Source organism: Phenylobacterium sp. (assembly GCF_013911965.1).
Classification (GTDB): domain Bacteria; phylum Pseudomonadota; class Alphaproteobacteria; order Caulobacterales; family Caulobacteraceae; genus Phenylobacterium.
On sequence record NZ_JACESE010000011.1, the window covers coordinates 116,070 to 138,898 of the forward strand.

The 22,829-nt window shown below is 69.4% G+C and carries 25 protein-coding genes; 13 read left to right on the forward strand and 12 right to left on the reverse strand.

What is annotated here, in order from left to right:
- The first annotated feature begins 3 nt into the window (after positions 1–3).
- Positions 4–456, forward strand: coding sequence for a hypothetical protein (locus H2041_RS12730; RefSeq protein WP_293413171.1), 453 nt, complete (start codon positions 4–6; stop codon positions 454–456).
- Here the strand turns inward: H2041_RS12730 and H2041_RS12735 are convergent.
- Entirely contained in the window at positions 442–1,227 is a 786-nt protein-coding gene (locus tag H2041_RS12735) for a ZIP family metal transporter (RefSeq protein WP_293413173.1), read from the reverse strand. The genes H2041_RS12730 and H2041_RS12735 overlap by 15 nt on opposite strands.
- 117 nt (positions 1,228–1,344) lie before the next feature.
- On the opposite strand from H2041_RS12735, the gene H2041_RS12740 reads away from it, so the two are divergent.
- From H2041_RS12740 to H2041_RS12755, 4 genes are read left to right on the forward strand one after another with little or no spacing between them, the layout of a single operon-like run.
- Positions 1,345–2,049, forward strand: a complete 705-nt coding sequence (locus H2041_RS12740; RefSeq protein WP_293387376.1) for a 2,3-diphosphoglycerate-dependent phosphoglycerate mutase — start codon at positions 1,345–1,347, stop codon at positions 2,047–2,049.
- A 49-nt stretch (positions 2,050–2,098) separates the two neighbouring features.
- The gene (locus H2041_RS12745; protein ID WP_293413175.1) at positions 2,099–3,433 is read left to right on the forward strand and encodes an ATP-grasp domain-containing protein; all 1,335 of its coding nucleotides are present in this window, start codon (positions 2,099–2,101) and stop codon (positions 3,431–3,433) included.
- A 4-nt stretch (positions 3,434–3,437) separates the two neighbouring features.
- A complete protein-coding gene (locus tag H2041_RS12750; RefSeq protein ID WP_293392245.1) occupies positions 3,438–4,202 on the forward strand; it encodes a gamma-glutamyl-gamma-aminobutyrate hydrolase family protein in 765 nt (254 codons plus the stop codon).
- 48 nt (positions 4,203–4,250) lie between these two features.
- A complete protein-coding gene (locus tag H2041_RS12755; protein WP_293392243.1) occupies positions 4,251–4,850 on the forward strand; it encodes an NADPH-dependent FMN reductase in 600 nt (199 codons plus the stop codon).
- Between the two features lie 151 nt (positions 4,851–5,001).
- Here the strand turns inward: H2041_RS12755 and H2041_RS12760 are convergent, their stop codons facing one another.
- Positions 5,002–5,388, reverse strand: coding sequence for a response regulator (locus H2041_RS12760; RefSeq protein ID WP_293392240.1), 387 nt, complete (start codon positions 5,386–5,388; stop codon positions 5,002–5,004).
- A gap of 484 nt (positions 5,389–5,872) precedes the next feature.
- Here H2041_RS12760 and H2041_RS12765 point away from each other — a divergent pair, with 484 nt between their 5' ends.
- Together H2041_RS12765 and H2041_RS12770 are read left to right on the forward strand one after the other, a co-directional pair.
- Positions 5,873–6,328 (forward strand): helix-turn-helix transcriptional regulator, encoded by a 456-nt coding sequence (locus tag H2041_RS12765; RefSeq protein WP_293392238.1) that lies wholly within the window; start codon positions 5,873–5,875, stop codon positions 6,326–6,328.
- Positions 6,325–6,573: a hypothetical protein gene (locus H2041_RS12770; RefSeq protein ID WP_293392236.1), complete on the forward strand. Its 249-nt coding sequence runs from the start codon at positions 6,325–6,327 to the stop codon at positions 6,571–6,573. Before H2041_RS12765 ends, H2041_RS12770 begins: the two co-directional genes overlap by 4 nt.
- Here H2041_RS12770 and H2041_RS12775 read toward each other — a convergent pair.
- Entirely contained in the window at positions 6,570–6,938 is a 369-nt protein-coding gene (locus tag H2041_RS12775; protein ID WP_293392233.1) for a response regulator, read from the reverse strand. The two genes, H2041_RS12770 and H2041_RS12775, sit on opposite strands and share 4 nt — an antisense overlap.
- Before the next feature lie 9 nt (positions 6,939–6,947).
- Positions 6,948–8,495: an RAD55 family ATPase gene (locus H2041_RS12780; RefSeq protein WP_367133738.1), complete on the reverse strand. Its 1,548-nt coding sequence runs from the start codon at positions 8,493–8,495 to the stop codon at positions 6,948–6,950.
- A 91-nt stretch (positions 8,496–8,586) separates the two neighbouring features.
- On the opposite strand from H2041_RS12780, the gene H2041_RS12785 reads away from it, so the two are divergent.
- The gene (locus tag H2041_RS12785; protein ID WP_293413179.1) at positions 8,587–9,750 is read left to right on the forward strand and encodes an ATP-binding protein; all 1,164 of its coding nucleotides are present in this window, start codon (positions 8,587–8,589) and stop codon (positions 9,748–9,750) included.
- A gap of 191 nt (positions 9,751–9,941) precedes the next feature.
- Here the strand turns inward: H2041_RS12785 and H2041_RS12790 are convergent, their stop codons facing one another.
- Complete coding sequence (locus H2041_RS12790) at positions 9,942–10,094, reverse strand: hypothetical protein (protein WP_293413181.1); 153 nt, start codon at positions 10,092–10,094, stop codon at positions 9,942–9,944.
- Between the two features lie 247 nt (positions 10,095–10,341).
- Between H2041_RS12790 and H2041_RS12795 the strand changes: the two genes are divergently transcribed.
- From H2041_RS12795 to H2041_RS12810, 4 genes are all read left to right on the forward strand, one after another.
- Positions 10,342–10,761, forward strand: coding sequence for a hypothetical protein (locus H2041_RS12795; RefSeq protein ID WP_293392225.1), 420 nt, complete (start codon positions 10,342–10,344; stop codon positions 10,759–10,761).
- A gap of 87 nt (positions 10,762–10,848) precedes the next feature.
- Positions 10,849–11,931 (forward strand): glycosyltransferase family 4 protein, encoded by a 1,083-nt coding sequence (locus H2041_RS12800; protein ID WP_293392222.1) that lies wholly within the window; start codon positions 10,849–10,851, stop codon positions 11,929–11,931.
- A gap of 19 nt (positions 11,932–11,950) precedes the next feature.
- On the forward strand, positions 11,951–14,110 hold the full coding sequence (locus H2041_RS12805) for an amylo-alpha-1,6-glucosidase (RefSeq protein WP_293392221.1): 2,160 nt from the start codon (positions 11,951–11,953) through the stop codon (positions 14,108–14,110).
- 38 nt (positions 14,111–14,148) lie between these two features.
- Positions 14,149–14,463 carry a hypothetical protein gene (locus tag H2041_RS12810; RefSeq protein WP_293392219.1) on the forward strand — a complete coding sequence of 105 codons (315 nt, stop codon included), beginning with the start codon at positions 14,149–14,151 and terminating at the stop codon, positions 14,461–14,463.
- Here the strand turns inward: H2041_RS12810 and H2041_RS12815 are convergent.
- Positions 14,460–14,690 carry a hypothetical protein gene (locus H2041_RS12815; RefSeq protein WP_293392216.1) on the reverse strand — a complete coding sequence of 77 codons (231 nt, stop codon included), beginning with the start codon at positions 14,688–14,690 and terminating at the stop codon, positions 14,460–14,462. The genes H2041_RS12810 and H2041_RS12815 overlap by 4 nt on opposite strands.
- A gap of 300 nt (positions 14,691–14,990) precedes the next feature.
- Here H2041_RS12815 and H2041_RS12820 point away from each other — a divergent pair, with 300 nt between their 5' ends.
- Positions 14,991–15,566: an Hsp20/alpha crystallin family protein gene (locus H2041_RS12820; protein ID WP_293413185.1), complete on the forward strand. Its 576-nt coding sequence runs from the start codon at positions 14,991–14,993 to the stop codon at positions 15,564–15,566.
- Positions 15,567–16,011: 445 nt separating this feature from the next.
- Here H2041_RS12820 and H2041_RS12825 read toward each other — a convergent pair whose 3' ends face one another.
- The 6 genes from H2041_RS12825 to H2041_RS12850 are packed head-to-tail and all read right to left on the reverse strand — an operon-like array spanning position 16,012 to position 22,777.
- The gene (locus tag H2041_RS12825) at positions 16,012–17,118 is read right to left on the reverse strand and encodes an LPD7 domain-containing protein (protein ID WP_293413187.1); all 1,107 of its coding nucleotides are present in this window, start codon (positions 17,116–17,118) and stop codon (positions 16,012–16,014) included.
- A gap of 9 nt (positions 17,119–17,127) precedes the next feature.
- Entirely contained in the window at positions 17,128–19,086 is a 1,959-nt protein-coding gene (locus H2041_RS12830) for a type IV secretory system conjugative DNA transfer family protein (protein ID WP_293413189.1), read from the reverse strand.
- The gene (gene virB11, locus H2041_RS12835; RefSeq protein ID WP_293413191.1) at positions 19,052–20,050 is read right to left on the reverse strand and encodes a P-type DNA transfer ATPase VirB11; all 999 of its coding nucleotides are present in this window, start codon (positions 20,048–20,050) and stop codon (positions 19,052–19,054) included. Before virB11 ends, H2041_RS12830 begins: the two co-directional genes overlap by 35 nt.
- Complete coding sequence (gene virB10 / locus H2041_RS12840; RefSeq protein WP_293413193.1) at positions 20,047–21,273, reverse strand: type IV secretion system protein VirB10; 1,227 nt, start codon at positions 21,271–21,273, stop codon at positions 20,047–20,049. Before virB10 ends, virB11 begins: the two co-directional genes overlap by 4 nt.
- Positions 21,270–22,100, reverse strand: coding sequence for a P-type conjugative transfer protein VirB9 (gene virB9 / locus H2041_RS12845; protein WP_293413195.1), 831 nt, complete (start codon positions 22,098–22,100; stop codon positions 21,270–21,272). The genes virB10 and virB9 overlap by 4 nt, the downstream gene beginning before the upstream one ends.
- Complete coding sequence (locus tag H2041_RS12850) at positions 22,097–22,777, reverse strand: VirB8/TrbF family protein (RefSeq protein WP_293413197.1); 681 nt, start codon at positions 22,775–22,777, stop codon at positions 22,097–22,099. The genes virB9 and H2041_RS12850 overlap by 4 nt, the downstream gene beginning before the upstream one ends.
- Positions 22,778–22,829: the final 52 nt, after the last annotated feature.

Sequence of the window (22,829 nt, forward strand, 5' to 3'; positions counted from 1 at the left end):
CTGTTGCAGCGCCGGATCGGCTGGGCCGCTGAAGCGTTACCGCGCGGCGAAAGGAGCTACGCCATGGCCATGGCCGAAGATCGAAAACCAACCCGTTCCAAGGTCAAGGAGACCGGCCGAACCAGCCGGCTGGCGGACGAGGGGCGCGCGATCGCCGAACGCGCCGGCGTCGCGGCGCGAACGCGGGCGGCGGAAGCGGGCCAGGCGACGATGCAAGGCGCCCAGGCCGCAGCCGCCTATGCGCGTCGCCATCCGGTGAAGACGACGCTCGTGACTGCGGGCCTCCTCGCCGGCGCGGGCGTGCTCGCCAACCCGGCCGCGCGGCTGGCCGCGCTTCGCGGAGCCGCAGCGCTCTGGCGATTCGCCCGGCCGAGCGTCACCCGCTCAGCGGCGGCGAAGATCGCCACCATGGGAGCCGCCAGGCTGCGCGACGCCCGGGGATCAGCCGCCCGCTAGCCAGGCGTCGATCACCACCATCAGGATCAGTCCCGCCATCAGCGATCCCGTGGCCACGGCCTGGTGTCCCTTGGCGTGGGTCTCCGGGATGATCTCGGCGCTGACCACCCACACCATGGCGCCGGCCGCGAAGGCCAAGGCCGCCGGCAGCAATCCGTCGATCCACGACACCAGGGCGATGCCGATGAAGCCGCTGACCGGCTCCAGCAGCCCGGTCAGAAGCGCCACCGCAAAGGCGACCTTGCGCGGATAGTTGATGCTGGCCAGGGCGGCGGCGACGGCGAGGCCCTCGGGCAGGTTCTGCACGCCGATGCCCAGGGCCGCGCTCGTGCCGTTGGCGACGTCGGGGCCGCCGAAGCTCACGCCAAGGGCCAGTCCTTCGGGGATGTTGTGCAGGGCTATGGCGATGACGATCAGCCAGATTCGCTGCAGGGACTCGGCGGGTACGCCTTCGATCCTGATCACGAAGTGCTCGTGCGGCGCGAAGCGGTTCACGAGCTGCACGGCCATCGCGCCCAGCGCCAGCCCCAGCACCACCTCGGCGTGGCCGATCGTGGCGCCGAGCGGGTGCTGCGGCGCGAGCTCCAGCGCCGGGGAGATCAGCGAGCGGAAGGCCGCGGTCAGCATGACGCCCGCGGCGAACCCCAAGAACGCCGACTGCACGCGGTCCGAAAGCGTGCGGATAAAGAAGACCGGCAGGGCCCCGACGCCGGTCGCCACGCCCGCCGCCGTGCTTCCCGCCAGGCCGGTCAGCACGAGCGGCCAATCCATGACGCCTCACGATCCGAGAAAGTCGTCGCCATAACGAGAGAAGCGCCGAACGGTGCCTTGGAACCGCATGTGCGCCAACGTGTTGGGCGGGCGGTTTCCCGAAGCCCGAGCTTCGCCATGCGCCGCCTCGTCCTCCTCCGCCACGGCCAGAGCCAGTGGAACGCCGCCAACCGGTTCACCGGCTGGGCCGACGTCGACCTGACGTCTGAGGGCGAAGCCCAGGCCGAGGCCGCCGGCCGGCTGCTCCGCGCGCAAGGCTTGGAGCTCGAGACGGCGTTCTCCTCGGTGCTCACCCGGGCGATCCGGACCCTGTGGATCGTGCTGCAGGCGGGCGGCCAGGCCTTCGTCCCCGAGCACAAGACGTGGCGGCTCAACGAGCGCCACTACGGCGCCTTGACGGGCCTGAAGAAGGACGAGGCCGCGGAACGGTTCGGCGCCGAACAGATCGCCCGCTGGCGCCGCGGCTATTCGGACCGGCCGCCGCCCATGGGGGAATCTGACCATCAGGCGCTGGCGCGGGACCGCCGCTACCGCGGCGTCCCCGCGCCGCGCACGGAGAGCCTGCAAGATGTCCAGGCGCGGTTGAAGCCCTGGCGCGCCCAGCTCGACAGCGCCCTCTCGGCCGGACCGGTCCTGGTGGTGGCCCACGGCAACAGCCTTCGCGCCCTGCTGAGCGACCTCCTGCGCCTTGCGCCCGAGGAGGTCCGGCGGCTCGAAATCCCCCTCGCCAATCCCCTCGTGGCGGAGCTCGACCATGCAAGAGGGACGAGCGCCCTGGCCTACCTGGATGCGAGCCGGGCCGCTGCGCTGCCACCCGCCTGAGGGCCGCTTGCGCGACCGGCGCCTCGAACCATCTTTACCCTGGAAGGACATGGACGCCACGCACGCACAGCTGAAGTCAGGACGGGTGATCGTCACCTACGGGCGCAGCCTCATGGCCCTGACGATCGCCCATTCCCTCGGACGTCGCGGCGTCGAGGTGATCGGCTGCGACGACGTCGGCCTGACCGCGGTGTCCTTCTCCCGTTTCGCCAAGAAGCACTTCACCCACGCGCCGGCGGCCAAGGATCCCGATCGGTTCATCGACGAGCTGGAGGCGGCGATCATCCGGCACAAGCCGAAGGACGGCCGACCTTATGTGCTGATCCCCTGTTTCCAGGAGACGCGGATCATCGCCCGCCACGCCGAGCGGCTGTCGCGGCACATCCAGGTGGCCGCTCCGGCGATCGAGGCGATCGCGGCCGTCGACCCGAAGGACGCGCTGATGCGCACGGCCCATGAGCTGGGCCTGAATGCGCCGCGGACCTGGACCGACGAGACGCTCCGGACCGGCGCGCCCCGTCCGGCGCAGTATCCCCTCGTGGCCAAGCCGGTGCGCGGCGTGGGCGGGCGCGGCGTCCGGCGCCTGACGGACGCCGAGGCGCTGGATGAGCTGCTGTCGAGCCCGACGGAGCCGCTGCTCATCCAGGATTACATTCCGGGCCAGGACTTCTGCCTGACCGCGCTCTACGACCAGGGACGCCGGCTGGCGAGCGCGGCCTATCGCAACCTCTCGCAGTTCCCGCGCGGCGCGGGGGCCGGCGTGTTGCGCGAGACCGTCGACGACAGCCCCTTCCTGGCGACGGCCGACAGCCTCTTCGGCCGGCTTGGCTGGACCGGCGTGGTGGAGGTGGATTTCCGCTGGGACGGGGTCGCCGAACCCTTCCTCATCGAGGTGAACCCGCGCTTCTGGGCGGGGCTGTTCCATACGGTCGAGTCCGGCGTCGACTTCCCCTGGATGCTCTACGAGCTGGCGGTCACCGGCCGGGTCATCACGCCTGCCGCGCCCAAGCTCGGCCAGCGGACCAAGGTGGGCGGCCTTCACCTCCTCTCCGCGATCCAGGAGGTCGCCGACTCCGACGAGGGCTTTGCGGGCCTGCGCGACGCCTGGGGCCAGTCGGTCCACCTCTTCCAGAGCGGACGGCTGCTCGACGCCTCCCGCGAGCTCGCGCGCGGGTTCGGGTCCGGTCTGGATCTCGGCCGCGCCGCCCAGCGGCTTAGGGAGTCGCTCCGCACCGCCCAGAACGCGCCGAACGAGCTCTTCCGCTCGGACGATCCGCTGGTCAGCCTGGGCGCCCTCTTCGTCGTCGCCTCCCTGATCCGGCACGGCAAGCTGCCGCCTGAGCTGAAGTACGACGCCGACGCGCGCGGCCTCGTGGTGGAGTGAGCCGGTGGACCCCCGCCCGACCATCGGCGTCACCCGGCCTTCCGTCGGCGACCTCCTGTCCTTCCTCGCGATCGCCCTCGCTATCCGGCTCGCCGGCGGCCGCGCCGTGCGGCTGGAATCGAGCGGATGGGAGCAAGTGCGGCTCGACGGCCTCGTGCTCAGCGGCGGCTCGGACGTCTTTCCAGGCCGCTTCCAGACCCGGCCGAAGGCCGATTACAGCTACGACCATCCGCGCGAGCAGATGGAGCTCGCCCTCCTCGAGCGGGCGCTGGCCGAAGACCTGCCGACCCTGGGCATCTGCCGCGGGGCCCAGCTGATGAATGTCGCCGCCGGCGGCTCCCTGCACATGGACGTGGCCGAGCGGTTCCATCCCACGCCCTATCCGCAGCACTGGCTGCGGCAGATCCATTTCCGCAAGCAGGTGTCCGTCACCCCCGGCACGCAGCTGCACGCCGTCCTGGGCTGCGAGCGGCTCTGGGTGAACTCGATCCACAGCCAGGCCGTCGACCGCCTCGGCAAGGGCCTGACGGTCAGCGCCCGGGAAGAGAACGGCCTGCCGCAGGCGATCGAGCGCAGCGACCGCGACTTCTGCATCGGGGTGCAGTTCCACCCCGAGCTGCTGCTGCATCGGCGGGTCTTCCGGCGCCTCTTCAAGGCCCTGGTCCTGTCGGCCAGGGCTTACCGCGCCCAGCGGCACGGCGCCGGCGCGGCCGTGAGCGTGCCGGCGGGCTGGCGCGGCGGTCGGCGAGACCTACATCGCTCGGCGTGACGCAAGGCCGGCCCGGCCGGCCCTGAACCAAGCGAAAGAGGTGATGCCTTGGACAAGCCAAAGATCGGCCTCATCGTCGGGTCCGTCCGCGAGAACCGCTTCGCCGACAAGGCCGCGGCCTGGATTTCGGAGCTCGCCGCGCGGCGCGACGACCTGGCCTTCGAGACCGTCGACCTGAAAGACTACGCCCTTCCCTTCTTCTCCGACGCCCTGTCGCCGGCCTATGGGCCTTCGCCGCATCGAGAGTCGCGCCGCTGGCGGGCCAAGATGGCGGAGCTGGACGGCTACCTGATCACGGCGGCCGAATACAATCGCGGCCCGACCGGCGTCCTGAAGAACGCCCTGGACCACGCCTACCGGGAGTACAACCGCAAACCCGTCGCCTTCGTCGGCTACGGCAGCGTCGGCGGCGCCCGGGCGGTGGAGCAACTGCGGCTGATCGCGATCGAGCTGCAGATGGCGCCCATCCGGCACGCCGTGCACATCGGCGGCGGCGACTTCTATGCCGCGATCAAGGGCGAGAAGACGCTGAAGGACATGCCGCACCTGGAGAAGATGGCCGACGCCATGTTCGACGACCTGGCCTGGTGGGCGCGGGCCCTGAAACGGAGCCGCGAGGAATCGGGCGCGGCCTCGCAAGCGGCCTGACCCCCGTCCAATGCTCGGCCCGGGGGGGCCGGGGCCGAGCACCGGACTGGAGTGTCCGCCAGCGGTCGCCGTCGGGTAAGGCGCCGCCGAAGACCAGATTAGTCACGGGCGGCCGATGGACACAATCGACCTCAGGGGAGGCTCGCTGAGGTCAGCGTCCGGCGCGCCCCGGTCCGCCGAGCTCCGTCTGCAACACTTCCAGCAACAGGGTGGGGGCGAAAGGCTTGGCCAGCATCTGGCTGTTGGGAACGCCCCGGTCGGGCCAGGCGTAGGCGCTCCCCCCGCTCATGTAGATCACCGGCAGGGCAGGGTCGCGTTCGCGGGCGTGGGCCGCCACCTCCCAGCCGGAGCACCCGGCGCCGAGGTCGATATCGGTCACCAGGGCCGCGACCTTCTGGACGTCGAGCGCGTCGATCGCCTCGCGGCCCGTCGCAGCCAGGCGCAGCGCAAAGCCGCTGTCCTCCAGGACGGCTTCGATCAGGTCTCTCACCAGGCTTTCGTCCTCGGCGACAAGGACAATGGGGGACTCGTCAAACACGCGCGCTGCTCCGCCTGGCGGGAGCGCTTGCGTCTCTCAGCCCGTCGCGGCCGGATGAGCGACGGATGTCGCCAAGCGTACGCGCCCGGGGCTTGAACGTCGAAAACCTGTCACACCAACCCGTGTTCAAATCTTTCGAGACCGCGCGATGGCCAAAGCTGCGCCGACACTTAAGGCCTAGCTCCGGGGCAGACGGCCGCGTGTATTGCCGATCCCTGGCGCGATCAGCCGTGGCCGCTTCATTCAGGTGAGCAAGTTGTGGCGTGGCGACTCTACTTCATCGATCCAAAGCTGCGGCGGATGTGCTTTGCAGCCTCTGGTACATGGGCAGAACCTGCGATATGGCTTGCGTGTTCCGTGGCGGATAAGTGCGCCGCACGGGCGAACTGCGCTCTGCGCAGAGCAGCGCGGGACCGCCCCCCGCCCGTGCTGCAGCGATTGACACTTCGTCCGGCGAAAAGCCGGCTAGTATGAGGGGATGACTATGGCGCGCGGAGAGGGGCCGGACCCCATAGACGTGCATGTGGGCCTGCGGGTGCGGCTGCGGCGCAAGGCCCTGGGCTACAGCCAGGAGCGGTTGGCCGAAGCGCTCGACCTCACCTTCCAGCAGGTCCAGAAGTATGAGCGCGGCGCCAACCGCATCAGCGCCTCGACGCTCTACCGCATCGCCCAGGTGCTGGAGGTTCCGGTCGGCTATTTTTTCGACGGCCTCCATGATCCGGCGACGCCGTCCGGCGAAGCCTACGCGGCCGCCTACGACAACGTGCTGCAAGGCCTGCTGCTGGAGCCGAACGGACCGGCGCTCGCCGAGGCCTTCCTGAGCATCCGCCGGCGCAGCACCCGCAAGAGCATCACCGACCTGGTGCAGGCGATCGCGGCCAACGACGATGGCGAGGGCTCGGCCGGCGGCGCCTTCACAGAAGGCTCGGCCGCGGAATGAGGCGGCGCGACGGTCTCCTCATCGCGCCGATCCTCCTGGTGGGCGTGTTGCTGGCGAGCCTGATCGTCAGTCCCAGGCCGCTTTCCGAGCCGATGCTCTGGGCGGTGACGGCCCTCTCCGGCGCCGCGATCCTCGCCTATGCAGGCCTTGCCTGGCGTTCGCGCGGCCAGGTGGCGGACGAGGCGCGCGGCGGTCGGCCTTTCGAGCGCCGATCGCGGGGTTCCCCGAATGACGGCGACGCCTAGCCTGCGTCCTTGCCGAGCGCCTTCCCCACGACCTCCACCAGGTCATCGATCCGGAACGGCTTCTGCAGGAAGACCTCGTAGCGGTCGAACCGGGCGCGCAGCGCGGTCTCGGGGACGGCGCTCATCATGATGATCGGCACGTGGGCGAGATCATCCATCGCCTTCACCTGAGCTGCGAAGGTCGGGCCGTCCATGATGGGCATCATGAAGTCGCTGATGATCAGGTCCGGCTTCTCCTGGCCGAGACGCTCCAGCGCCTGGGCCCCGTGCGCGGCCTTGAGGACCCGGTAGCCCTCGTCCTCGAGCGCGGTCAGGATCAGGTCCGCCACGCCGAATTCATCCTCGACCACGAGAACCGTCTTCACGAGGCCGCCTCACGCTCTTGGCGGCAACGGCGCCGGACGCGGTTCACTCGCCGATTCATGGGCGAAGCCGGTCATCAGGGCCTCGGCGCCGACGAACGGCTGGCCGATGTGGATGCCGCTGTCGTCGATCGTATACTCCCGAAGGGCGGGATCGAAGTCGCTGTCGCGCATCTTCACGATGGCGAGGATCCGCGCCATGCGGGACTGCCGCTCGACGAACCGCATGTAGAGCAGGTTCTCAACCAGGCTAGAGATGTTGTCGATCGGCACTTCCACCTGGGCGCCGAACAGGTCGCGCGTCTCCATGGTGTAGAGGGTCGTCACGCCCAGGACCCGCAGCTCGTTGGCGAGGGCGGCGAAGAAGCGCGAGATCCGCGACGGCTCCGAGGCGGCCGCGATGAAACCTCCGAGCCCATCCACCAGCAGCCGCTTCACCTTGCGCCGGCGCACGGCGTCGACCAGCCGATGGCCCAGCGCGTCGAACACCGGCTCGGTCGGCGCCTGCCACAGGATCTCGACGGCGCCGCTCGCGGTGAGGGCGTCGAGGTCGACGCCGATCCGTTTGGCCTTCACCTTCAGGCGCGGCGGCGTCTCGTAGAAGCCGAACAGAAGGCCCGGTTCTTCGGGCGTGCTCGCGCCGATGAACTGAATGCCGATCGTCGTCTTGCCCGCGCCGGAGGGGCCGATCACCGCCGAGGTGGAGGTGGTGCGAAGACCGCCGCCGATCACCGCATCCAGCGACGGCGCACCCGTGGTGTAGCGGTCCTCGCCGACGTCGTCGTGCCGGCTGGGCGTGGCGTAGAGCGCCTCGAAACGCGGATGGACGTGATAGCCGTCGCTGTCGATCGAGTAGGCGTGGCGACCCTCCAGGAAGGCGCTGGAGCGCAGCTTCACGACTTCGAGGTAGCGTTCGGTGCGATCGCCCGAAGGCCTGCGCACCATCTGCACGATCCCGTCCACCATGGTCCGCTCCGGGCGGCTGGCGCGGCCGTCGTCATTGGTCAGCAGGAAGGTCGTGCAGCCGGCGGCGGCGACCTGGCCCTGCAGGTCGTGGATGAACTTCTTGAAGTCGCGCTCGCTCGAGGCGGAGGCCTGGGTGGCGAGGAAGCCGTCCAGCACCAGCATGGTCGCCTTGCGGCCCTTGATCTCCCGGCGCAGCAGGTTGAGCAGGCCCGGCAGGCCGTCCTCCTCCAGCGTCGTAAAGCCGCTCACATAGACGATCTGGTCGGATACGGCGGCCTGGTCGAAGAAGCTCAAAGTGCCGAGCTGCTGCAGCAGGCGCGAGTGGCTTTCGGCCAGGAGGGTCACGTACAGGACCCGGCCACCGCCCTCGATATGCTTGTAGCAGATCTGATTGGCGAGGATCGTCTTGCCCGAACCGGGATCGCCCTGGACGATATACACGCCGCCTTCGACGAAGCCGCCGTTCAAGACAGTATCCAGCCCCGGCACTCCGCTGGCCGTACGTGGCACTGTTTCTGGCGCCTGCGCCTCTCCCATCCCTTGCCCCATAGAACTGCACCCCAACTGAGCGGCGGACATTGCGTTCCGCCGCATCCGCCTGCAAGGTTTTCTGGCCGACCTCGAGGGAAGCCGGCCGGGCGGAGGACGGGCCTCAGCGTGTGAGCTTATCCGGACGAGGCAAGCGGTGGGAGAGCTTCGGGCTCAGCCATGCGGTCCGGCCGCTGTGGTGGTGGAGAACGCCACCCTGGCGGCGGGGCTCTCCTGCGCGCCGATTCCGGTCACCCTGCTGGACGCCACCGCGCCGGGACGGCCGATCGTCTACTGCAATGAGGCCTTCTGCCAGCTGACCGGCTACCCGATCGAGGACGTCATCGGGCGGGGCCTCAATCTTCTCAGCCTGCCGGCCGACGAGGGCCGCGACCTCGACGCCGTGGTGTCGCTCGCCATGCCGAAGCGAGAGCTACAGATGCGGCGGCGCGACGGGCGGCCGTTCTGGAATGCGTTGTCGGCTGGCCCCGTCCGCGACGAAGCCGGGCGCGTCACCCATGTCGTGGTCACCCACACCGACATCACCGAACATCGCCAGCGCGACGAGGCGCTCCAGAGCGCCCTCACCCACGCCGAGCGGGCGAACTGGGCCAAGAGCCGCCTGATCGCCGTCGCCGGCCACGACCTGCGCCAGCCGTTGCAGACCATCGTCGCCGCCCTCGACCTCCTGCGACGTGAAACGGACCTGAGCGCCCGTGGCCGCCGGCTGTTGGGCCATGCGGAGATCGCCGCCGTCGACCTCGACGAGGAGCTCAAGGCGCTGGCCCAGGTCTCCGAGGTCAAACAGGACCTGGCGCCGGTGATCGAGGATTTTGCGCTGGACGAGATCCTGGACGGCGTCATCGCGGCCTGGCGGCCGCGCGCGGAGCATAAGGGGCTGAGCCTGCGCACCGCCTGCACCCACGTGGCGGTCCGCAGCGACCGAGCCATGCTGCGGACCATCCTGCGCAACCTGGTCGGCAACGCGGTCAAGTACACCTTCGAGGGCGGCGTGCTGATCGGCGTTCGCCGCCGCGGCGGGGGTCTCGCCATCGAGGTCTGGGACACCGGCGCCGGCGTTCCGCCGCATATGCTCGAACGCATTTTCGAAGCCTTCGAGCGCGCCGATTCGACCGGCAACGAGGGTCTCGGGCTCGGGCTCTGGATCGTCCAGAAGACCGCCCAGTTGCTCGGCCACACCATAGAGGTGCGCTCGGTCGCCGGCCGGGGATCGTGCTTCAGCATCCGCCTGGAGCGCGGCGATCCGGCCGCAGCGCGAGAGAACGCCGGCGCCGCCCAGGTGGGCGGCCTCGAACCCTAGGTTCCAAGGCCGCCCGGAACGCCGGGGCGTTGGGGGCTGGGGGGCGTCCCGGCTTACCCTAAGACCGTCGCGGGGCCGGAGCCAAGTCTCCGCGCGTGGGCGCCGTCGGAGGCTCACACCGTCTCGGCCGCGCCCGCCGCAACCGGCCGGCATCAGAGGTTCAGGGCGGCCCGAAGGCCGCCCCTCCCCTGTCAGACGGGGTCCACGTCGGCCCGCAGACCGCCGTGCTGGTCCAAGAGGATGGTCGCCTGCTCGGCGGCCTCCTGCTGGTTACCGTTGAAGTGCTCCTCATGGAGCTTGTCGGCGCCGTCGTGGCGGTCGCCCAGGATCGTGATCTTCCACATGGGATGACCTCCTTGTCGTTGCGGCCAGGGTGAGGCGGCCCTGGGCGCAGGGTTGATGGTGAAGCCTCCGTCTATTTAGCCAGCGGCGCAGGCTGATCGGGGGCGGCGACCTGCTATTGCGCCGGCTGTGTCGCTGAGGCCACACCTCGGCGCCCTGACCCCCAATCGCGCTCTTGTGCGCGTCCGGCGCCGCCATAGATCACCGGGTGGCCGGCCCCGCCGGCCGAACTCAGTCGAGGTTGCGGAGATGATCACGACGGTGGCGCCCTCGGCCCGCCGGCGACGGAACCGGCGTGCGGCCCAGATCGGTCTGACCCTGGCGGGGGTGCTCCTCGCCGTAGGCGCCGTGCCGGCCGGCCAGTCGGTCCTGCAGGACCCGCTCGTCTGCTTCGTCGATGATCAAGGACGCAAGATCCGGATCGGCGAGACGGTGCGCGATCGGAACGGGCGCGAGATCGGGTGGATCTCGGCCAGCCAGTGCGCGTCGGACGCGCCGCCCGGTAAGCTGCGCGTCGTTCCCAGCGTCTATGGCGCTGTGGATCCGGTCGAGGTGGACGCCTCGGTCCTGATGAGCGCCGACAAGGGCGTCGTCCTGGCGCTTTCGGCCGACGAGCTCCACCGCACCTTCCAATACGCGCGCACCGACGGCCGCGAGGCCCCCAGCTGACGGGAACAGCTTGGCCGTGAAGCGCGTTGCGCGCGCGCAACTCCGGGGGCGGGCTGCGCCCCCTTCTCAGAAGAAGGGATTAACCGCATGAAGATTGCTCAGGTCGCTCCCCTCTACGAGGCGGTCCCGCCGCGGCTGTACGGCGGGACGGAGCGTGTGGTGGCTCACCTGACCGACGCGCTGGTGGCGCTCGGCCACGAGGTGACCCTGTTCGCCAGCGCCGAGGCGCAGACCCGCGCCCGGCTCGTGCCGGTGCGCGATCAGGCGATCCGCCTCGACCCGGCCCCGCTGAAGTCCGACGTCGCCGCGCACCTGGCGCAGCTCGCCGAGGTGAAGCGGCGCGCCGACGACTTCGACGTCATCCACTTCCACACCGACCTGCTGCACTTCCCGATCTTCGCCGACCTGGCGGAGAAGACGGTCACGACCCTGCACGGGCGCCTCGACCTAAAGGACCTGCCGGAGGCCTACCGCCGCTGGCCGGCCTTCCCGCTGGTCTCGATCAGCGACGACCAGCGCAAGCCGTTGCCCTTCGCCAACTGGATCGGGACCGTGCACCACGGCTTCCCGCCGGAGCACTACACCTTCCACCTGCGCAGCGAGGGCTATCTGGCCTTCCTGGGCCGCATCTCGCCGGAGAAGCGCCCGGACCGGGCGATCGAGATCGCGCGCCGCGCCGGCAAGCGGCTGAAGATCGCCGCCAAGGTGGACGCCGCCGACCGCGCCTACTTCAACGAGGTCATCGAGCCGCTGATCCGCGACGAGCCCCTGGTGGAGTTCATCGGCGAGATCGGCGATGCGGAGAAATCCGCCTTCCTGGGCGGGGCCGACGCCCTGCTCTTCCCCATCGACTGGCCGGAGCCCTTCGGCCTGGTGATGATCGAGGCCATGGCCTGCGGCACGCCGGTCATCGCCTGGAACTGCGGCTCGGTTCCGGAGGTGGTGGAGCCCGGCGTCACCGGCTTCATCGTCGAGGACTTGGACGGGGCGGTGGCCGCCGTCGGCCGGATCGGCGAACTGCGGCGCACCGGGGTGCGCGCACGTTTCGAGACCCGCTTCTCCGCCCTCACCATGGCGCGCCACTACGCCGCGCTTTACGCCGGCCTGCGCCAGCCCGAGCCTGGACCGGTCTCGCGCGCGGCGGCTCAAGTGAAAGCCGTCGCCGCGTGAGGAAGCTGGGGGACGAAGCATGGACGACCTGGCGCTTGCGCCGGAGGCGCATTTCGAGGCGGCGAGCGAGCGCGAGCGGCGCGCGCCCGACCGCCTCTTCACCCTCAAGGAAGGCGACGTCTTCCTGGTCTGCGACGCGTTCGGCGACATCCACGGGGTCGCCGACGGGCTCTTCCAAAACGACACGCGGCAGCTCTCCCGCCTGACCCTGCGGCTCGACGGGAGCGCCCCTGCCCTGCTGAGCAGCGCCGTGGGTCGGGACAACGTCATCTTCACCGCCAACGCCACCAATCGGCCGCTCACGCCCATTGGCGCGGTCACGACGCCGGAAGGCGTGGTGCACCTGGAGCGCAAGCGGCTGATCTGGGACGGGCGGCTCTTCGAGCGGATCCGGTGCGTCAACTACGGGGACGCTCCGGCCACGCTGCCGCTCGACTTCAGCTTCGACGCCGACTTCAAGGACATGTTCGAGGTTCGCGGCCAGACGCGCGCGCACCGCGGCCATCGTGCCTCGCCCACGGTCCTGCCGATGGGCGTCAAGTTTCAGTACGAAGGACTCGACGGGAACCGCCGCGACTGCGTCATCGCGTTCTCGGAGCGGCCGACGCACCTCGACGCCCACCACGCCAGCATCCGCCTGGAGCTCGATCCGCGGACGCCGAAGGACGTCTACCTCGAGGTGGGGCCGGAGGGGGGACCGCCGCCCGCCGCGCGACGCTTCCGGCGCGCGAGCCTGCTGGCCAAGGCCGCGATGCGGCGGCGCCTGCGCCGCGGCGGCCGGGTCCATACCTCGGGGCGGCTGTTCAACGCCTGGCTCGACAAGTCGCGGGCCGACCTGGCGCTGCTCACCACGGATCTCGCCACCGGTCCCTACCCCTACGCCGGCATCCCTTGGTTCTCCACGACCTTCGGCCGCGATGCGATCATCACAGCCTGGCAGCTGCTCTGGCTCGATCCGAGCCTTGCCAAGGGCGTGCTGGCCTACCTCGCGGCGACCCAGGCCGACGAGCACTCGAGCTTCCGCGACGCGGCGCCGGGCAAGATCCTGCACGAGGCCCGACGCGGCGAGATGGCCGCACAAGGCGAGGTGCCGTTCGGCCGCTACTATGGCGGCGTCGACACCACCTGCCTGTTCGTCGCTCTGGCGGCGGCTTACGCGGAGCGGACCGGCGACCGCGCCTTCCTGGACCAGATCTGGCCTGCGCTCCTGGCCGCCACCGGCTGGATGGACAGCTTCGCCAAGTCGGACCCGCTGGGCCTCATCCGTTACGCGCGCGGGGCCGACACGGGCCTCTTGAACCAGGGCTGGAAGGACAGCCACGACTCCATCTTCCATGCGGACGGCCGAACCCCCGATGGGCCGATCGCCCTGGTCGAGGTGCAAGGCTACGCCTACGCCGCCTACTGCGGGATGGCGCGGCTCGCGGCCACGCGGTTCGACCGCGACCACGCCGAGGGATGGCGTCGCCGGGCCGAGCAGATCCGCGAGGCGGTGGAATCGCGGTTCTGGATGCCAGAGGCCGGCTTCTACGGCATCGCCCTCGACGGCGAGAACCAGCTCTGCCGGGTGAAGGCCTCCAACGCCGGACACCTACTGTTCGTCGGCCTGCCCTCGCCCGAGCGCGCCCAGGCGGTGATGCGAACCCTTCTGGGCCCAGGCTTCACCAACGGGTGGGGGCTTCGCACCCTGGCCAGCGACCAGCCCCGCTACAACCCCATGTCCTACCACAACGGCTCGGTCTGGCCGCACGACACCGCGCTCTGCGCCATAGGCTTCCGGCGCTATGGCGGCGCCGACGCCGTGCCGCGCCTGCTCTCGGCGCTGTTCGAGGCGGCGGTGCACTTCGACATGCGGCTGCCCGAGCTCTTCTGCGGCTTCCCGCGCCATGCCGGCGAGCCGCCGGTCGCCTATCCCGTCGCCTGCCTGCCGCAGGCCTGGGCCGCGGCGTCCGTGTTCGGCGTCCTGCAGGCCTGCCTGGGCCTGCACGTGGACGGCTGGCGTGACGAGCTCCACGTGCGCTCGCCACGACTGCCCTTGGGCATCGGCGAGCTCCGGCTCGAGAACCTGCCGGTCGGCGACCGTCGCCTCGACCTGGTGTTCCGCGAGGCCGGCGGGCGGGTGATGGTCCTCCCCGGCCGCAACGAAGAACAAGGCGTTCCGTTGATCACCCACACCTGACGGACAGGCGAGAGGGACCCACCAGAGCGAGCGGAGACATGCGCGTCAGAGTTTGGATCGAGGGCCCGGACGGGCCCGCCCGGGACTTCGAGCTCGTGAGCCCGCCACGCGTCGGCGAACGCATCTGCATCGCCACGTCGCACGGGCTCGAGGAGGGCGTGGTGGAGACGATCACCTGGCAGCTGCAGGCCGTCGAACCCACGACCACGGAACTGCTCCTCGAAGGCGAACCGCCTGGCTCCGTCAGCCTCGTCCAGGTCGTCTGCCGCCGACCGACGGAGGCCCTGCACCGGGTGTTGGCCGCCTCCGCCGACGCCGAGCAGGCGTCTCTTCCCTCTCCGTCGTCCAATTAGGAGCGGTCCTCCGGCCACGGCGCGCTCAGCACTTCGTGCCAGCTCATGTCGGGCGCCTTGCCCTGGAAGTTGACGAAGCCGACGCAGCCCAGGCGTTTGCAGCGCTCCTTGCGGTTCCAGAGGCTGAAGTCCGCGCCCTTCACACGCGCGATCAGCCTCAGGTTCACGCGGAAGAGCAGGCCGCACGCTTCACACTTGGAGTGTACGTCCCAGCCTAACCGGATCATGTCCCCCACGCTCTCGCAACGCCGCCGACGCATCGCGATCGGTATGCGATCCGGATTCCGACTCCCCATGCTCCACTCCTGACCCGTGGGAACAGAAGCAGAACGAGCAAGGATTGGAAAGGTGACCGGCGGGTCCGGCTCGGCCTTGACCCGGCCGTGCATTTTATTGCTCGTCCGCTGCAACTCGCCGGGCAGACCAGCGCTTCTCCAGACGAGCTGTGGCGAGCAGCTCGCTCATGGAACCGCGTGTCGCTGGCGCCTGATCCAGCGACCTTCGCTCTGGCCAATGGAGACGCCCAGATGTCGCAATCCCTCACCCCGTTCGGAGGCGCCGATCCTCTGCTTTCGCTTCATCGCGAGATGAACCGCCTGTTCGACGATGTCTTCCGCGGCTCGCGCAGCTTCGCGCCGCCCACGAGCCAGGGCGGCGGCGTGGCGGCCACCTTCAACGCCAGCATGGACGTCTCCGAAACCGACAAGGAAGTGCGCGTCTGTGTGGAGCTGCCGGGCGTCGACGAGAAGGATATCGACGTCTCGCTGGAGAACGACCAGCTCACCATCCGTGGCGAGAAGAAGTTCCAGCAGGAGAAGGGTGACGAGAAGACCAACTACCATTTCGTGGAGCGTGGCTATGGCCGCTTCCAACGCGCCCTCCGTCTGCCCTTCCAGGCCAATCCTGATGAGGTGAAGGCGACCTTCCACAACGGCGTGCTGACCGTCACCGTGCCGAAGAGCGCCGAGCAGAGCCGTTCACGGCGGATCCAGATTCAAGGCTCGAGCGGTCAGTCGTCGTCTTCGGCCCAAGGCCAGGACCAACAAACCGCGGCTGGCCCGGCGAGCGGGCAGGAAGGCTCCGGCCAAGGCGCCACGCACTAAGCAGTCACCGGCCATGGGGCGGGGCTCGCGTCCCTCTGCTAAGCGCAACTTGGTGGGGCGGAGATAAAGGTCATCGGCTTCTCCGCCCTGCTATTGCACGGATCTTCTTCGATCAGTCGCAGGACTGGCGCCGAACCACCTCAGGGGCATAGGATTGGAGTCGCCGTCGGCGACGGAGGTTCGGATGGTCGGTCAGATCGCTCGATGGATTGTGTGGCTGCTCATCGCGAGCTTCGCGGTTAGCTATGCGCCTGTCCTGCTCCGTCTCGATCGCGAAGCACTCGCTACGGTCGGCGTCTTCGCCCTATGCGTCATTAGTGTCGTGTTGGTCGGGAGGATTGTCTACTCTCGAGGGAGAGGCGACGGTGAGGAGCAAGATGAGTTCCTGCTCTGGCGCCAGAACGCCGATCGTTTCCGAGACTGATCGCCAAAGGCGCCAGCACACCTATCTTCGCCGGACCCTCTCTGGTCCTTCGGCGCTGCGATCTCCCTCCGACGCGACCTGCTGCCGTTCGCGTTGAGCCTTCAACTTTGGCTCCTGGAAGCGTGCGCCGTCCTCCATTCGCTCGGCCGCCTTGAATCGGGCTCGATCGACGACCCGCGCGGCAGCATCAGGATCCAGGCGCTGGCGGGCCACGCTGGCCACCACGCCCAGGGTAGCTTGCGCCGCCTTTAGGGCAGGATCGCGCGCAGCCTCCGCTGGATTACTCTCGCGGAGGCGCGCCGCTTCTACAGTCCAGCGGTTTCGCTGATGCGCCTCGCCGCTGCGGTCCGACACGCGGTCGACGCCCTCCCGACGAAGGGTGATCTCGTCCCCGACCTTCGCGCCTGAGCGCGAAATCGCCATCGGCAGGGTCACGCCCCAGATCTGCACCGGCTTGCCCTCCGCCGGTTGGATGCGCACGAACGGAGCGGGCGCGGCCCCCTGGCGGCCGCGGAATGGCGCACGTCCGATCTCCAGGAGTCGACCACGAACGCCGGCGTCGTAGTCGACGCGATCCTGAGGCCGAGCGGGCGATGGGCGTGAGCGCTCGTCCGTCCGCTCGCGACGAGGCGCGGGCCCTAAGGAGCCCTTCTCTCGCGCTTCGGACCGCCGCTCGAGCTCCTGAAAATCACGCTGGTTGGGCCGGAAGCCGCGCACCTCCAGGCCCCGGCTCTGGGCCTCCAGCCACACCTCACGCTTGAAGTCCTCGGCGCCGCGCACCTGGATCGCTTGCCAGCCGCGATGCTCGGCAATGTCTACCATGTCTCGGATGGTGTTCGGGTTGGTCTCGGACGTGGAGAGCCGCGCGCCGGCGTCACGGAAGGCCGGCTTCGGCGCATTATACTCGGCATAGAAGGCTAGGGCGCGGGCCGTCGATTGCGTGAAGTAGCGCTTGCTGAGCGCCTCGGGCACGTCCCCCTTTTCGGTCGAGATCGGCCGATCCGGCGTCCCCTTCAGCGTCTCACGCGTGGGCGCCACATCGCCCTCGGTCGCGCGGCGTTCCCGCGACCGGCGCGGCGCCTCGGGCTCCCGCAGGTCCTTTCCGGCGTCGTCTGCCGCCTCCGACATAATCGCCTCCTATCGCGCCACGAGCTCGTCACGGCCGTCGTGCGCATGCTCGCGGTGAACGTCGATCTTGAACTCATCCTCGAGCGCCCGGTCGAGCGCGGCGCGATCGATGTAGGCCTCAGCCCAGCGCGCCACCTCCTCTTCGCTGGCGCGCTCAGGGGGCGCGTCCATGTCCACGGCCTCCAGCGCCAGGCTGATCATTTCGGGCGTCAGCAGTTCCTCGCCGGCGGCTTCGGCTTCCGTGAGCGGACGCGAGGCGGGTTCGATTGCGCCCTCAGGGGGCGTCGGTGCTGGGGCCGGATGAACGGTGACTGGACGCGCCGGCGGCGTGGGGGCCGGCGACACGCGGTGGGTGAAGTCGCCTTCGGCGAAGTAGCGAAGCTTCTTGCCGCGGACGGGGGGCATGCCCGCGCGAAGGACGATAAGGCGATCCGGCGGCAACTGCATGAGCTCCTGGGGCAGCATCAGCGCCCGCCGTTGCTCAGAATCCGTCGTGGTCCGCCGGCCGCCGGCGAGGAGCATTGTGGGCCGGCTTCGCGACTGTGATCCGGTCGTGTAGTAGCCCAATCGGTCGCTGAGCTCCTGGGCCACCTTCAGCTCCTTCGGGGCGAAGACCACCTCCACGCCGCAGTTCGAGATGATCTCCTCGGCGATGTCGTGCCCGTACTCGGCGCGCAGCTGCGACGGGCTCTGCAGGACGGCGAGGAACCTCAGGCCGTAGCCGGCCACGAAGGAGAAGCCGCGGGCGATCACCGGCGCCGCGCCCAGTCTCGCGAACTCGTCGAGCAGGACGAGGATTTGGCGGGGCTCTCGATCCTGCCGCGGCAGATGACGGGTGTTGAGGTCGACCAGCTGCTGGAAGAGCAGGTTATACAGCGGCTGAACGCGGGCCAGGTTGTCCGGCGAAGCCCCGAGGTAGAGGGTGGTCGGCACGTCCCTGAGTCGCCGCAGATCAAAGTCGCTCTCGCTCGTCGCGGCGTCCACCAGGGGGTTGAGCCAGAGGTTGAGCCGCGAGGTGAGCGTTTGGCGCACCGAGGCGAAGGTATTCTCGGAGGCCGCGCAGAAGTCCGTCAGCGCGTTTACGCAGCCTGCTGACAGCGGTCGGTTCTGCGCCGCCCGGTCGGCGATGATGTTGGGAAAGCGGGTGCGGGGATTGCCGACGGTGAGCTGGCGGTAGATCTCGCCGATCGTGAACGGCAGCTCCGGCGTCTCAGCGATGTATGCCCCGACGCCGACGAAGCCTGTGCGCGAGGCTTCAGCCCAGAAGGGATCGGTCCGTTCGGGGGCGGTGAACAGCATGCCCGCGATCTTCTGCAGCTCGTCGAGGACTTCGATCGGCGAGCTGCGGTCGATGTAGGCCAGCGGATTGAAGCGGGCCGTGCGGCCGTCCGCGGCGAGGGGATCGAACAGATGCACGGCCTGGCCGTGGGCGGCGCGGAAGCCGGCCGAGGAGTCGTAGTTCTCTCGCTTGATGTCGAGCACCACGGCCGAGCCAGGCCAATCGAGCAGGTTGGGAATGACCACGCCCACGCCCTTGCCTGTCCGCGTCGGCGCGTAGAGCAGGACGTGCTCGGCGCCGCCAAAGCGAAGGTAGGAGCCGCCAGCCCGGCCGAGCAGCAGACCGCGGCGCGCCCGCAGTCCCGCCTGGCGCAAATCCCCCTCCCCCGCCCATCGGGCGGCGCCGTGCAGCGGTCGCCGGACCTGGAGCGCGGCCGCGAGCGCCAGCATCGCCACGAAGAGGAAGGAGCCGACCGCGCCGATCTTCAGCCAGCGCACCACCTCCGGATCGCCCCGGTAATACCAGAGCCAGCGCGGCAGAACGGCGAGATCGACGTTCGAGGAGAGCTGACCGAGCCCGCCGAGGGTGATCAGCATCCACAAGGTTATCCACAGGCCGGCGAGCAGCGCCGCGCCCAGGCTGAGAAGCCAGGCCTTAGCGGCGGGGGTCGCGCTTGCGAAGGGGGTCATAATAGACCTCCGTCATGCGGAAGCGGCCGGCCTGCCGCTTCATCTGGACCACGATGTCCACCAGCAGGAGGAGAAGCGTTCGAATGTCCGCCCGTGAAAGGTCGCGGCCGCCTTCCGACTCCTTCACCAGAAGCGTGAGCTGCTCAAACGCGAGCTGGGCGGAATCGGCGTGCACCGTGGTGATCGACCCCGGATGGCCTGAGTTGACGTTGCGCAGGTAGAAGAAGGCCGTGCCGTCCCGCAGCTCCTGAAGCAGGATGCGATCCGGCCGCATGCGCAGGGCGCTTTCGAGCAGCTGCTTGGCGCCGACGCGCGCAAGCCCCTGGCCGTCCTTGGCGTAGATCAGGTGAACGACGTTGCGGTGCGGCACCGAAAGCTCGCGCGCGTCCTCGATCGTCAGCAGCCGCTCGCCCTCGGGGATCAGCTTGATGAGGGTCTTCGAGAAGGTGGTCTTGCCGGAGCCGGTCGCGCCGCTGATCAGGATGTTCTTGCGCGCGCGGACCGCCAGCTCGAAGAACTCCGGCCACTTCCCTGCGTCGCGCAGCGCCATCAGCTCCGTCTCTTCGGGCGCGAGGTCCTCCGTCGCCGATTTCGCGCCTTCGAACAGACCAGAGGCGACCAGGTCCTGCATCCCGAACTCGGCCGCGGAAGGCTTGCGGATGGTGAAGGAGATGCTCTCGGCCGCCGGCGGCAGGACGATCTGGCAGCGCTCGCCGCCGGGCAGCACGGTCGAGCAGACCGGTTCCGAAGCGGTGACGTCCTGGTTGGTGAAGGCCGCCGCGGTCGTGGCCAAGGTCGACAGCCACGCTGGCGTCAGCTCCGGCGCCTCATGCCAGCGCCAGCCGCCTGGCCCCTCGATCCCGACCTCCCCGGGCCGGTTGATGACCAGCTCGGTGACGTCGGGAGCGTCCAGCAGCCGCGCCAACGGCGTCAGGTGATGGCGAAGGACCGCCGTGTCGCTCATCGCAGGGCGAGCCCGTAGACGTCGGCGAAGTTCAGATCCTGGGCGACAAAGATCGACACCTCCTCGCCCTGGTTTTTCCGCAGCCGCGGCGGAATGCCGATCGAGTTCTGCAGGGCGATGCTGGCGGTCTCGCTGGGCACGTCCATGGTGGTGTTGAACCGGCCGCGGCCGGCGCTCTGGGCCGCGATATTGGCCGCATCGTCGATGATCGAGAGCAGCAGCGCCCCGCCGAAACGCTCCCAGAAGAAGGTGTCGACCTTGCCGTCGAACCCAGCCCGGCCGAGACCGTCGGCCGCCGGCGAAGCCAGACTGACGGCCACCCCGTTCGGGGTCACCGCGCGGGTCCAGAGCACGAACAGCCGCTTCTGACCCTGGCGGATGCCGCCTCGGTACTCGCCGAGCACCTTGGTGCCCTTCTCCATCAGCACGACGCGTCCGTTGTCCGAGTAGACGTCGCGGGGAACGAGGCAGGTGGCGTAGCCCGGCACCGAGCTGTCCAGGGCGGTCTGCAGAACGCACGGAATGCTCGATCCGGCAGTGATAAGGAAGTTGCGGTCGGGGAGCATCTCGGCGCGCGCCTGCGCGACACCGGCCGTACGCCTCAGCTTGTCGAGCTCACTAGCTTCGCGGGCGCCCTCCCCGGCCGCGGCGGCGGGCCCGCTGAAGCCGGCCAGGCCCCGATTGGCCGAGTAGGCGATGATGGGGGCGCGCCGGGCCGCTTCCGCCAGCTGGCGCCTCTGGTCGGCCGCGCTTGGGCCGGCCGCCGCCTGGGTCGGCTGCATCGGCGGCACACCCCCGCCGTCGCCGCCTGCGGTAAGCGTTCCATCGGGATTGAGCACTGGCGCATTGGGATCGTGCGCCGCCTTCGCCAGCAGCGGCGAGTCCGCATCCGGCCCTTCGTAGTTCACGACCTGGCGCGCTGGCGTCTTCTCCAGGGGCGAGTCGTCAGGCTTGGCGTCGCCGCGATCCCAGGTGGCGACGATGAGCAGGCCGGCAGCCGCCACCATCCCGACCATTCCGAGGACCTTGCCCTGGGTGCCGGCAGCGAAGCGGCGGCCGACCGGGGATATGCCGCGCTCGGAGGCGGGCTCGTCGTTCGCAGCACGGTGCAGAATATCTTCGGGCGGCGGCTCCGGCGCGCCCTCGCCGTAGCGGGCCGCGAGGTCGTCGGGCAGGCGCGGCCGGCGCGGCGGCTCTCCCGACGTCGCGAGGGTGTCGGTCATCGGGTGCCTCCCTGGGACTGAGTGCGCTTGACGATGGGGGAGCCGGTGGCCGTGCCGTAGTTCACCCCGTAGGGCTGAACCGCCTCGTTGTAGATGCAGAGGACTTCGCGGCCGCGGCGGAGCCGGAGCTGGGGTGAGACTCCGTGGATGACGACGAACTCCCCGCGGACATCGAAGGGCACCAGCGCCTCAGAGCCGTCCGGAGAGACTGTGTAGATGGTCGGCATCTCCCGCTGACCCGGGAAGCGCAGCACCGTGAACTGACCGTTGTCGCTGACCTCGGAGGGCTGGATCTTCGAGGAGCCCTGGACTGTGTAGTTGAGGTTGCGAACGCCGGTCGTGACGCCGATGTCGAGCGCGGTCTGGACCGCGCCGCGCTGCGCCGCCAGCGCCTGGCGGACCCGCTCTTCCTCGGGATACCGAAAACGGACCTGGAAATAGGTATCGGGCGTGCTGGCGGAAATCGGACCCGAGCGGGTGCGGAGCTCGAAGGTGTAGTTGCGGGTCTCGCCGGCGCGCTTGGTCGTGACGATCAGATTGGTGGCGCCCGTCTTCTCACGGGGCTTCACGAACAGGATGTTTGTCTCGGCCGCGACCTCCCAGCCCACGGTGTCGCCGAGGGCCACGTGCAGGATCTCCTCCTGCGGGCTGAAGATGATCTGGGTCGCGGTCCTGAAGGCGCCGACGACCTGGTAGACTTGCCACGGATCGTAATCGACGACCTTGATCCGCGGATCGGCGGTGCCGGGCCGGGGCGTCTGCGCCGCCAGGGCGGGCGCTCCGACCAGCGCGATGGCCAGCACCCCTGAGAGCAGAAGCGCCTTCATCGCGGGATCTCCGGATCGGCGCGATAGCTCTCGACCTGGAAGCCAAGCGGATTGCGGAGCCGGTCCGACTCCAGCATCGGCGCCTTGGTGTAGCTGAAGGTTACGGTCGCGATCCAATCGCTCTCCGTGGTGGCGGTGGCCTGGCGCACGGTGCGGTGGAAGCGGACGTTCGCCACCCGATCGTTGATGAAACTGATGTTGCGGATCTGGACGTCGGCGAGGCCTGTCGGGCCGTACACGGCCTGAGGGCTCTGAGGGTTCGTCGGCCGCGCGGCAGCCGCCCAGCGTTCCTGTTCGTCAGGCGTTGAGAGGATCGAGACGAACCGGAAGTTCTCTTCCGCGGCCGGCGCGATCCAGCCCTCTCGGGCGCGGACGTACTGGGCGAGGAAGTACTTGTCGACGGCCTCGTTGTACTGGGTCGGCTTCGTCCCGTTGAGCGCGGTCATGACGTCCACCGCGCCCGTCGTCTGGTTCACGCGGACCACGAAGGGGGAGACCGACTTCAGCGGCGCAAGCGCTGTCACGGCAGCGATTGCGGCGACAGCGGTGGCGGTGGCGATGCCGGCCATGATCCATGCGAAACGGCGCGATCGCTCGGCGGCCAACGCCCGGTCCTGATCCCAGGAGCGCGCTTCTCGGAAATAGGCCTGCAGGTCGTTTGCGGGGACGCCAGTCATGATAATTCAGCAGCTCGGGTAGGAGGGAAGCGAGGACAGCCGTTGGGGCTTG

Coding starts and splice junctions, on each gene's coding strand:
- H2041_RS12810 (WP_293392219.1), top strand. CDS start 14,149: ATGCGCGTCAGAGTTTGGATCGAGGGCCCGGACGGGCCCGCCCGGGAC.
- H2041_RS12745 (WP_293413175.1), top strand. CDS start 2,099: ATGGACGCCACGCACGCACAGCTGAAGTCAGGACGGGTGATCGTCACC.
- virB10 (WP_293413193.1), bottom strand. CDS start 21,273: ATGACCGACACCCTCGCGACGTCGGGAGAGCCGCCGCGCCGGCCGCGC.
- virB11 (WP_293413191.1), bottom strand. CDS start 20,050: ATGAGCGACACGGCGGTCCTTCGCCATCACCTGACGCCGTTGGCGCGG.
- virB9 (WP_293413195.1), bottom strand. CDS start 22,100: ATGAAGGCGCTTCTGCTCTCAGGGGTGCTGGCCATCGCGCTGGTCGGA.
- H2041_RS12815 (WP_293392216.1), bottom strand. CDS start 14,690: ATGATCCGGTTAGGCTGGGACGTACACTCCAAGTGTGAAGCGTGCGGC.
- H2041_RS12795 (WP_293392225.1), top strand. CDS start 10,342: ATGATCACGACGGTGGCGCCCTCGGCCCGCCGGCGACGGAACCGGCGT.
- H2041_RS12805 (WP_293392221.1), top strand. CDS start 11,951: ATGGACGACCTGGCGCTTGCGCCGGAGGCGCATTTCGAGGCGGCGAGC.
- H2041_RS12820 (WP_293413185.1), top strand. CDS start 14,991: ATGTCGCAATCCCTCACCCCGTTCGGAGGCGCCGATCCTCTGCTTTCG.
- H2041_RS12740 (WP_293387376.1), top strand. CDS start 1,345: ATGCGCCGCCTCGTCCTCCTCCGCCACGGCCAGAGCCAGTGGAACGCC.
- H2041_RS12800 (WP_293392222.1), top strand. CDS start 10,849: ATGAAGATTGCTCAGGTCGCTCCCCTCTACGAGGCGGTCCCGCCGCGG.
- H2041_RS12850 (WP_293413197.1), bottom strand. CDS start 22,777: ATGACTGGCGTCCCCGCAAACGACCTGCAGGCCTATTTCCGAGAAGCG.
- H2041_RS12735 (WP_293413173.1), bottom strand. CDS start 1,227: ATGGATTGGCCGCTCGTGCTGACCGGCCTGGCGGGAAGCACGGCGGCG.
- H2041_RS12770 (WP_293392236.1), top strand. CDS start 6,325: ATGAGGCGGCGCGACGGTCTCCTCATCGCGCCGATCCTCCTGGTGGGC.
- H2041_RS12830 (WP_293413189.1), bottom strand. CDS start 19,086: ATGACCCCCTTCGCAAGCGCGACCCCCGCCGCTAAGGCCTGGCTTCTC.
- H2041_RS12780 (WP_367133738.1), bottom strand. CDS start 8,495: ATGCGGCGGAACGCAATGTCCGCCGCTCAGTTGGGGTGCAGTTCTATG.
- H2041_RS12765 (WP_293392238.1), top strand. CDS start 5,873: ATGGCGCGCGGAGAGGGGCCGGACCCCATAGACGTGCATGTGGGCCTG.
- H2041_RS12825 (WP_293413187.1), bottom strand. CDS start 17,118: ATGTCGGAGGCGGCAGACGACGCCGGAAAGGACCTGCGGGAGCCCGAG.
- H2041_RS12790 (WP_293413181.1), bottom strand. CDS start 10,094: ATGTGGAAGATCACGATCCTGGGCGACCGCCACGACGGCGCCGACAAG.